Raw genomic sequence first — 387 nt, 5'->3', positions numbered from 1 at the left:
GAGCCGGAAAGGCCGGTGAACCAGAACACGGCCGGGCGCTGGTTCTTCAGGTCGGAACGGCCGCGCTTGCCGACATCGAGCGACTGCCAATGGATGTTTTCGGCGCGGCGCAGCGAATGCAGGATCATGCCGGCGCCGACCGTGGCATTGCTGATGCGGTCGATCAGGATGAAGGCGCCGGTGGTGCGGTTCTCGGCGAAATTGTCGAAGGCGATCGGCGAGCGCGTCGAGAGATTGCAGATGCCGACCTCGTTCATCTCCAGCGACTTCGCCGCCTCGTGGGCGAAGTCGTTGACGTTGACGCGGTACTTCAGCTCGGTGACGGTGGCGCTCACCTGGTCGGTTTCGGTGCGCAGGATGTAGGAGCGGCCGGGCAGCAGCGCATGC

At 64.9% G+C, this 387-nt stretch carries 1 pseudogene; it reads right to left on the bottom strand.

Going from position 1 to position 387, the window contains the following annotated elements:
- A pseudogene (locus EOA32_RS38125) lies at positions 1–387 on the bottom strand (adenylyl-sulfate kinase); the annotation flags it as partial.

The sequence above is a fragment of the Mesorhizobium sp. M1A.F.Ca.ET.072.01.1.1 genome, assembly GCF_004023325.1.
Lineage (GTDB): Bacteria > Pseudomonadota > Alphaproteobacteria > Rhizobiales > Rhizobiaceae > Mesorhizobium.
This window is presented reverse-complemented; position numbering and strand designations above follow the sequence as displayed.